Raw genomic sequence first — 8,112 nt, forward strand, 5'->3', positions numbered from 1 at the left:
GCACTTTTCCTGGAAGTGCTCAAATGGATTGTTAAACCAGCGCTTTGAGGAAAGCGGTGAGGTCGTCGGTCACATAGTCGATGTGATCGTCCTCGCCGGTCGTGCGCTCCCACCATTCGACCACCGTCGTCTCGAGATTTTGCGGCACGAGAAGCACCGTCTTCATGCCGAGCGCCTTGGGCACTGCGAGGTTGCGCGGCAGGTCCTCGAACATGACCGCCTTCTTCGTATCCACGCGGTGCAGGCTCATGAACTTGTCATATGTGCTGCCGGCGGGTTTCGGCACATAGTCGGCCGCCACGATGTCGAAAATGTCGTCGAAGCCATCGAGGATGCCGAGTGCGCCGGCCGTCGCCTGGGCGTGTTTGACGCTGCCGTTGGTGAAGATGAACTTGCGTCCCGGCAGCGCCTTGATGGCAGCGGCGAGCTCCGGCTGCGGCGTCAGTGCCGAATAGTCGATCGCATGTGCCTTCTCCAGAAAGTCGTTCGGGTCGATGCCGTGATGGATCATCAAACCCTGCAGGGTCGTGCCGTGATCGAGGTAATATTGCTTCTGCAGCTTGCGAGCCTCCTCGCGCTCCATCTGCAGAAGGGCGGAGACGTAAGCCGTCATGTTCTTGTCGATCTGCGCGAAGAGATCGACATGATGTGGATAGAGCGTGTTGTCGAGATCGAACACCCAATCGCGGATGTGGGAGAAATCTGCTGGCTCGGATAGCGTTTTTGTCTGGCTCATGCCCGTCTTATGGCACGCCCGCTCCGGGCGGGGGAAGGGAAATATTCATGCTGCCGCGTCTCAGCCATTTGGGGGAGATTGCCGTGCGATCTAATGCCGGCTATGATTTTACCATTGATTTCCGGGGTTTTACTCTATTTGCCATGTGAGGGGGAGTTTACGCTCTTTTGGGTCGCGGAGGAGAAATCGCCCGGCCAGGCTTTTCGGAGGGGATGCGATGAGTCAGGTGGAAAAGGCGCAGGAATTCGCACGGCTGCACAAGAAGGGCGAGCCGCTGATCCTTTTCAATATTTGGGATGCGGGTTCTGCCAAGGCTGTCACTGAAGCCGGCGCGAAGGCATTGGCAACGGGGAGTTGGTCGGTTGCCGCCGCCAATGGTTTCGGGGACGGCCAGGCAATCCCGCTATCGCTGCTGGCAGTGACCGCCAGGCTGATTTCGGTGACGAGCCCGTTGCCCCTGTCCGTCGATTTCGAGGGCGGTTATGCCGTCGAGCCTGAAGAAGTCGCCGTTAATGTCGAAAAGATCATGGATCACGGCGCCATCGGCATCAATTTCGAGGATCAGGTGATCGGTGGCCAGGGCATTCATCCTATAGAGGTGCAGGCGGCACGTATCCGCGCCATCCGCGAAATGGCCGATCGCCGGGAAATACCCTTGTTCATCAACGCCCGCACCGATCTTTTCCTGCAGGAAAGCGATACGGCGCATCATCAGCTCCTGCTGGACGACGCCTTTCAGCGCGCCGATGCTTTTGCCGAGGCCGGTGCCAGCGGCTTCTTCGCGCCGGGCCTGGTCGAACCGGATCTGATCGGCGCCCTTTGCGAACGTTCGCCTCTGCCTGTTAACATCATGGTGCGCCCGACGACGCCGGACAATGAGACCATGGCAAAGCTGGGCGTCAGCCGCATCAGCTATGGGCCGGCCCCTTACCGCTCGGTCATGGGAATGCTGAAAAGCGAGGCCGAAGCGATCTATCGGCCGTCCTGACGGACCGGCCAGCGCTTCGCAATCAACATTTGCGAAGCACCTTTGAGACATTGCAGATTAGGCTGACTTACGGAACGATCAGCGTGCCCGCGCCGCGCTCAGTGAAGATTTCGAGCAGCACGGAATGGGCCGTCTTGCCGTTAAGGATAACGACGCCCTGAACACCGGCCTTGATGGCGTCGATGCAGGTCTCCACCTTCGGGATCATCCCGCCGGAAATCGTGCCGTCGGCGATCAGCGCATGGGCCTGGGCAACGGACAATTCCTTGATAAGTTGACCCTGCTTGTCGAGGACGCCCGGAACGTCGGTCAGGAAAAGCAGGCGCGTGGCGCTGAGCGCGCCGGCGATCGCGCCGGCAAATGTGTCGGCGTTGATGTTATAGGTCGCGCCGTCGCGGCCGGGAGCGACCGGGGCGATGACCGGGATCATCTCGGACTTGGCAAGCAGGTCGAGCAGCGTGCGGTCGACTTCGACCACTTCGCCGACGAAACCGAGATCAAGCACGCGTTCGATATTGGAATCGGGGTCCTTGATGGTTTTGCGCGCCTTTTCGGCGAAAACCATGTTGCCGTCCTTGCCGCAAAGGCCGATCGCCCATTCGCCGGTCTGGTTGATCAGGGCGACGATTTCCTTGTTGATCGAGCCGGCGAGCACCATTTCGACAATCTCGACCGTCTTCTGGTCGGTAACGCGCAACCCGCCTTCGAACTTCGATTCAATACCCATCTTCGTCAGCATGGCGCCAATCTGCGGGCCGCCGCCGTGGACGACGATCGGGTTGACGCCCGACTGCTTCAGCAGGGCGATATCGGCCGCAAAGGCCTTGCCGAGTTCGACATTGCCCATGGCATGGCCACCATATTTCACGACGATGGTCTTGTTTTCATAACGCTGCATGTAGGGCAGCGCCTGTGCGAGCAGGTTGGCTTGGAGTTCGCTTTGGGCTTCGGACATGGTGCACCCTTCGGAAATGATCGCGGCCTTTTATCTCAAGTTTTTGACAGAGGGAATAATGATCTCGGGATTAAAGCATGTCGCGCAAAAGTGTTCAGCGGTTTTGCGACAGCGACTTGCGCAAAATTAAAGATCTAAAGCGCGAAAAACGTATCTGAAAGATCGCGCTGCTCTGTCGTTGACGCTATGTCACATTAGCGTCGCGGAAATTGATGGTGCGGACACATTTGCCGAAGCGAAGTTTTCTTCTAAAGATGGTGCAGGCGTCGCACCCCGGGGATTTGGATGGCGAGCGAGGATACGGAAGCGCTGATCGGCCGCATTGCCATGCGCGACCAGAAAGCCTTTGCGGCACTCTACAAGCGTACCAGCCCGAAACTCCTCGGTGTTTGCCTGCGTATCGTCGGCAACAAGGCGGATGCGGAAGAGGTTTTGCAGGAGGTCTATATCAAGGTCTGGCAGCGGGCCGAGCAATTTGCTGTTGCGGAAGGGCCGGCAATGGCCTGGCTGGTGACGATCGCGCGCAATCGCGCCATCGATTTCATCCGTGCCCGTAAGCCCGTGGCTGACGAAATAGACAGCGCTTACGATCTCGCCGACCTGGAACCCGGCCCCGAAGAGCAAGCAATCGTCAAGGGAGAGGGAAGGCGGATTGACAGGTGCATGGAAGAGTTGGAAGCTGATCGCGCGCGGGCTGTTCGCAGCGCCTATGTCGAGGGCTTGAGCTACCAGGAGCTCGCCGATCAACACGCTGTGCCACTGAATACTATGCGCACCTGGCTGCGCCGAAGCCTGATAAGACTGAGAGAGTGCATGGACCGATGAGTACGCCCGATCAAAGCAAGGGAGGCCGCTCCCGCGATGAAGTCCTGGCCGGAGAATATGTGCTTGGCGTGCTTTCCCTTGAGGATCGGCAAAAGGTCGAGCGCCGCATGCGCAGCGACCGCCAGTTTGCCGCCATCGTCAGCCGCTGGGAGCAGAATCTCTCGGAATTCAACGAGGAATATGAGGCAGTGACGCCTGCGGCCGCCGTATTTCCGAAGATCGAAAAGCGGATTTTCGGCGAAGCGGCCTTCGGCGCTCATCTCTGGAATTCGCTGATGCTGTGGCGCTCTGTCGCCTTCGGCTCGTTGTTCTTGGCAGCCGGCGTACTCGTCTTCGCCGTCACGAATGAAGGCGGCTTGCGCACGAGCCCGGGCAAGCAGCTCACCGCATCCCTTGCCGGCCAGAACAGTCCCTTCAATCTCCTCGCCAACTACGACGTCGCCAACGGGCGTCTGAAAATTACGCCGGTCGCCGCCGGCAAGCCCGAGGAGAAATCGCTGGAGCTCTGGCTGATTCGCGGCAGCGATCCCGCCGAGGCGCTGGGCATCCTGCCACCGACCGGCGATGGCGAAATCGTCTTGTCGCCGGAACTTCACGCCAAATTGACTGAAGGCGCCATCATCGCCGTCAGTGTCGAGCCCTTCGGGGGCTCGCCGACCGGCAAACCGACGGGCGATGTGGTTGCTTCCGGCACGATCCATTTGCCCTGAGGAATTTCGGTTCCCGAAAAACGATCGCGGCTGAAACTCTTTATCCGCGTGCTCCGTATCTTCTTCCGACCCCGCCTGATCGGGGCAACAGAGAGGAAGAGGAGACGTTATGATCAAGACCGTGTTTCGCATTGGTGCCGCTGCCGCAATGCTGTCGGCCGCAAGCAGCCTAGCCTATGCCAAGGACCCGATGGTGGGCGGCGCTGCGATGTATACCAGCAAGAACATCATCCAGAATGCCGTGAATTCCAAAGATCACACGACCCTGGTCGCAGCCGTCAAGGCGGCCGGCCTCGTCGATACCCTCGAAGGCAAAGGCCCGTTCACCGTCTTCGCGCCGACCAATGAAGCCTTCAAACAACTGCCAGCGGGCACCGTCGAAACGCTGCTCAAGCCGGAAAACAAGGAAAAGCTGGTCAAGATCCTGACCTGCCATGTCGTCGCCGGCGATGACATGGCTGCCGCCATCAAGAAATGGGCAATGAGCAAGGGTGGCGAATACGATCTGAAGACGGTCGGCGGCTGCACGATCAAGGCCGTGGAGAAGGGCGGCAAACTGACGCTGACCGATGAGGCCGGCGGCACCGCTCACATCACCATCGCCGACGTCAAGCAGTCGAACGGCGTGATCCATGTGGTCGACAAGGTGTTGTTGCCGAAGATGTAATCCTTAGCGGCAACACGGCCGCCGTCGCCTTACGCGGGGTCGGGGGCGGCGGCCTCATTGTATCGGAGCGGTTCTCAGACCTGGATGCCGACCGTCAATCCGATGGCCTCGCGCAATTCCTGAAGGCCAGCGCCTTTTTCCGATGACGTGGCAAGGATGCCTGGATAGGCGGCCGGGCGCTTGCGGATTTTTTCGGCTGTGTCGGCGAGCAGCTTCGGTATGCCCGCTTCCTTGATCTTGTCGGTCTTGGTCAGCACGATCTGATAGGAAACGGCGGCTTTGTCGAGCAGATCCAGGACCTCTGCATCGTTCTTCTTGATACCGTGGCGGCTGTCGATCAAAACATAGACGCGCTTCAGCGTCGTGCGCCCACGCAGATAGTCGAAGACCAGCTTCGTCCAGGCATCGACCTGATCCTTCGGTGCTTCGGCATAGCCGTAGCCGGGCATGTCAACCAGAGCCATCGGCGGCAGGTCGCCGCCCTCGCCGGAAAAGCCGTCGGGAACGAAATAGTTGAGTTCCTGCGTGCGCCCCGGCGTATTCGAGGTGCGCGCCAGCCCCTTGTGCCCGACAAGGGCATTGATCAGCGACGACTTTCCGACATTGGAGCGGCCGGCAAAGGCAATTTCCGGCGGCCCTTCAGGCGGCAGAAATTTCATCGACGGCACGCCGCGGATGAAGATCCACGGACGCCCGAAAAGCGGCTTGTCGTCTTTTGTCGTCTGATCTGCCATTTGCTCAGTCTTTTGCTTGCTCTGATGGTCTGGCTTCGAGGTTTTGCCCATGAAAGTCAAGTTTTGATCGATGTGTGTGACAGGTTGCGGACCTGCGCGTACCCTGTCATGCTCCGCTGATGGAGCAAGATGCGCTGAAAGATGACGGTGCAGTAGAAATACGTCTTGATGCGAAGGAGGCGGTGGTTCTATTCGAGCTCCTCTCCCGTTGGTCCGATCCGAAGGCAACGCACACCCCCGACAAATTGTGTTTCGAAAGCCCTGCCGAATGCGTGGTATTGGACGGTTTGCTCGGGGATCTCGAAAAGCAGCTCACTGCTCCGTTCAAGCCCGAATACAAGCGGATTCTCGCCGATGCCCGCAACTTCCTGGCGCGGCGGTGGAATGACCCGGCCCTCCGCGACTGAACGCTCCTGAGCCGTCGACTTAGATCCGAATTTTGATCTGCAGCAGATGGTGATCCTGTAAAATCCGCAATTGCTGCACCACGGCGCCGCACAAGTCGTGGTAAGGCTCGATCCCATGAAAGCCGCTACAGAACAAAACTATCGTCGGCGCATTGCCCGGGTCATCGAGGCGATCATGATCGATCCAGCTGCACCCCATTCCGTCGAAAGCCTGGCGGCGGTTGCCCACTTCTCGCCGTTCCATTTTCATAGGCTCTACCGGGCGATGACAGGCGAAAGCGTAGCCGCCACGATCCGCAGGGTGCGGCTTGCGCAGGCCGCAAATCAATTGGCCGCAAGTCCCGCCTCGGTCACGGAGACGGCGCTCGAAGCGGGCTACGACAGCTCGCAGAGCTTCGCCCGCGCCTTTCGCGGCATGACCGGCCTCACCCCGACCGCATTCCAGCTGCAACAACAGGCGATCACTGCAAATCTGCCCACCGTTACGGTCGACGACCGACCTCCCGCAACACTCTTTGGATTGCGTCATGAAGGGCCGGCCCAGACGATACCGCACACCTATCGCCGGCTTGCGCAACGGCTGGGGGACAGCGGGCGCGCCTGGCATGAGATGACACGTATCGGCATCGGCTCCGGCGACCCCGAACAGGGGCAGGGGTTCTGGTATTTCGCCGCTGTCATGCTGCCGCCAGGCGATGTCGTTGCCGAGGGGCTCGAACGACGTGATCTGCCCGGCGGCCTCTATGCCTGCTATCGGCTCATGGGTTCATACAGCCTGATTTCACCGACCTTTCAGACGCTCTTCGGCGGCTGGCTGCCGCAGAGCGGTTATGAGCCTGACGACCGCCCGATAATCGAGCTCTACCTCAACCATCCCGCCAAGGTGATGGAGCACGAAATAGCCACCGATCTGCTGATCCCGCTGCGTCGCATCGCAGCCTGAACTGTTCGAGATCATACTTCCGAATGGAATATGCCGGCCATCAGGGCCGGCGATATCACTCGTTCTTGCCTGCCTTGATCCCGTTCCCGGAGAAGAAAATGCGTTTCTTGAAGATTGGAATTCTCTTAGCCTTTGGTCTGGCTGCCTCATCGGCTCGAGCGGCCGGTCTGGCGTCCATTCAGGTTCCTGCAACGGCAGACAATCCGGCCCTGAGCGCCTTCGTATGGTCGCCCTGCGCGACGCCACCGGAGGAGGTGAAGCTTGGACCGATGACGGTTGTTGCCGTCCGCAATTGCCCGATCGCCGGGAGGAAGCTGCCGCTCATCGTCATCTCGCACGGGCACGGCGGCGGCTCCCTCAATCATCACGATGTGGCAGAAACGCTGGCCGATGCCGGCTTCCTGGTGGTGGCGCTCAACCACCCCGGCGACAATTTTTCCGATCTCAGCCGGTCGGGGGACATCTCGATCATGTTTCAGCGGCCGCGGGACATCAAGCATCTGATCGACTTCCTGCTTGCCGGCTGGCCGCAGGCGGAAAAAATCGATCCGGATCGCATCGGTTTCTTCGGCTTCTCGCGCGGCGGCTATACCGGCCTGGTGCTCGCGGGGGCGGTTCCAGACTTTCACGACGCCTCGGTTCCCTGTCCTGAGCCGGCTCCGATCTGCGGCGAGATCCGCCGCAACGAAATACCGGCAGAACCGCTTTCCCGAGATCCGCGCATAAAGGCCTTCGTCCTTGCCGATCCGCTGAGCTTCTTTTCGACAAAGGAAAGCTTGAAGGCAGTCGACGCTCCGATCCAGCTCTGGGGTTCAGAACATGGCGGTGATGGCGTGCTTCCGGAAAATGTCGCAGCACTGGCGGCCAATCTGCCTGACAGGCCGGATTTCCACGTCGTGCCCGGTTCGGCTCATTTCGCCTTTCTGGCGCCATGCTCGCCGGGCTTGGCCAGGTCCCAGCCAGAGATCTGCACGGATCAGGCAGGATTTGACCGGGCTGCGTTTCACAGGTCGCTCGATGCGAATATCCTCGAATTCTTCCGCCAGAATCTCGCCCCGGAACGGAAGAGCTGAAAGAAAGCGCGAAACACCGCCACAAAAGAAAAGCCCCGCTTCTGAATTGACCCCCGAAAGTTGGACACCCAACT

General features: G+C 59.7%; 10 protein-coding genes. 7 read left to right on the forward strand and 3 right to left on the reverse strand.

The window, feature by feature from the left end; all coding sequences use genetic code 11:
- Positions 1–31: 31 nt before the first annotated feature.
- Positions 32–736, reverse strand: coding sequence for a pyrimidine 5'-nucleotidase (locus AC13RM_RS31220; RefSeq protein ID WP_113231891.1), 705 nt, complete (start codon positions 734–736; stop codon positions 32–34).
- A gap of 217 nt (positions 737–953) precedes the next feature.
- Between AC13RM_RS31220 and AC13RM_RS31225 the strand changes: the two genes are divergently transcribed.
- Positions 954–1,724 (forward strand): isocitrate lyase/PEP mutase family protein, encoded by a 771-nt coding sequence (locus AC13RM_RS31225; protein ID WP_113231892.1) that lies wholly within the window; start codon positions 954–956, stop codon positions 1,722–1,724.
- Between the two features lie 67 nt (positions 1,725–1,791).
- Here AC13RM_RS31225 and argB read toward each other — a convergent pair whose 3' ends face one another.
- A complete protein-coding gene (gene argB / locus AC13RM_RS31230) occupies positions 1,792–2,679 on the reverse strand; it encodes an acetylglutamate kinase (protein WP_015338657.1) in 888 nt (295 codons plus the stop codon).
- 285 nt (positions 2,680–2,964) lie between these two features.
- Between argB and AC13RM_RS31235 the strand changes: the two genes are divergently transcribed.
- The 3 genes from AC13RM_RS31235 to AC13RM_RS31245 all read left to right on the forward strand — a co-directional run bounded on the left by AC13RM_RS31235 (position 2,965) and on the right by AC13RM_RS31245 (position 4,881).
- Positions 2,965–3,504, forward strand: a complete 540-nt coding sequence (locus AC13RM_RS31235) for a sigma-70 family RNA polymerase sigma factor (protein WP_113231893.1) — start codon at positions 2,965–2,967, stop codon at positions 3,502–3,504.
- A complete protein-coding gene (locus AC13RM_RS31240; protein ID WP_374824983.1) occupies positions 3,501–4,214 on the forward strand; it encodes an anti-sigma factor in 714 nt (237 codons plus the stop codon). Before AC13RM_RS31235 ends, AC13RM_RS31240 begins: the two co-directional genes overlap by 4 nt.
- A 109-nt stretch (positions 4,215–4,323) precedes the next feature.
- Entirely contained in the window at positions 4,324–4,881 is a 558-nt protein-coding gene (locus tag AC13RM_RS31245) for a fasciclin domain-containing protein (protein WP_113231895.1), read from the forward strand.
- Positions 4,882–4,955: 74 nt separating this feature from the next.
- On the opposite strand, the gene yihA is transcribed toward AC13RM_RS31245, so the two are convergent.
- The gene (yihA, locus tag AC13RM_RS31250; RefSeq protein WP_113231905.1) at positions 4,956–5,615 is read right to left on the reverse strand and encodes a ribosome biogenesis GTP-binding protein YihA/YsxC; all 660 of its coding nucleotides are present in this window, start codon (positions 5,613–5,615) and stop codon (positions 4,956–4,958) included.
- 119 nt (positions 5,616–5,734) lie between these two features.
- Here yihA and AC13RM_RS31255 point away from each other — a divergent pair, with 119 nt between their 5' ends.
- The 3 genes from AC13RM_RS31255 (at position 5,735) to AC13RM_RS31265 (ending at position 8,038) form a co-directional block, all read left to right on the forward strand.
- Complete coding sequence (locus AC13RM_RS31255) at positions 5,735–6,022, forward strand: hypothetical protein (protein ID WP_113231896.1); 288 nt, start codon at positions 5,735–5,737, stop codon at positions 6,020–6,022.
- A gap of 115 nt (positions 6,023–6,137) precedes the next feature.
- Complete coding sequence (locus AC13RM_RS31260) at positions 6,138–6,965, forward strand: AraC family transcriptional regulator (protein WP_374824988.1); 828 nt, start codon at positions 6,138–6,140, stop codon at positions 6,963–6,965.
- Positions 6,966–7,063: 98 nt separating this feature from the next.
- On the forward strand, positions 7,064–8,038 hold the full coding sequence (locus AC13RM_RS31265) for an alpha/beta hydrolase family protein (protein ID WP_488556136.1): 975 nt from the start codon (positions 7,064–7,066) through the stop codon (positions 8,036–8,038).
- Positions 8,039–8,112: the final 74 nt, after the last annotated feature.

The sequence above is a fragment of the Martinezella sp. CNPSo 3732 genome (genome assembly GCF_057784515.1).

What these genes read in the sequence shown, in the direction of transcription:
- AC13RM_RS31220 (WP_113231891.1), bottom strand. Translation starts at nt 736, where the DNA reads ATGAGCCAGACAAAAACGCTATCCGAGCCAGCAGATTTCTCCCACATC.
- AC13RM_RS31225 (WP_113231892.1), top strand. Translation starts at nt 954, where the DNA reads ATGAGTCAGGTGGAAAAGGCGCAGGAATTCGCACGGCTGCACAAGAAG.
- argB (WP_015338657.1), bottom strand. Translation starts at nt 2,679, where the DNA reads ATGTCCGAAGCCCAAAGCGAACTCCAAGCCAACCTGCTCGCACAGGCG.
- AC13RM_RS31235 (WP_113231893.1), top strand. Translation starts at nt 2,965, where the DNA reads ATGGCGAGCGAGGATACGGAAGCGCTGATCGGCCGCATTGCCATGCGC.
- AC13RM_RS31240 (WP_374824983.1), top strand. Translation starts at nt 3,501, where the DNA reads ATGAGTACGCCCGATCAAAGCAAGGGAGGCCGCTCCCGCGATGAAGTC.
- AC13RM_RS31245 (WP_113231895.1), top strand. Translation starts at nt 4,324, where the DNA reads ATGATCAAGACCGTGTTTCGCATTGGTGCCGCTGCCGCAATGCTGTCG.
- yihA (WP_113231905.1), bottom strand. Translation starts at nt 5,615, where the DNA reads ATGGCAGATCAGACGACAAAAGACGACAAGCCGCTTTTCGGGCGTCCG.
- AC13RM_RS31255 (WP_113231896.1), top strand. Translation starts at nt 5,735, where the DNA reads ATGGAGCAAGATGCGCTGAAAGATGACGGTGCAGTAGAAATACGTCTT.
- AC13RM_RS31260 (WP_374824988.1), top strand. Translation starts at nt 6,138, where the DNA reads ATGAAAGCCGCTACAGAACAAAACTATCGTCGGCGCATTGCCCGGGTC.
- AC13RM_RS31265 (WP_488556136.1), top strand. Translation starts at nt 7,064, where the DNA reads ATGCGTTTCTTGAAGATTGGAATTCTCTTAGCCTTTGGTCTGGCTGCC.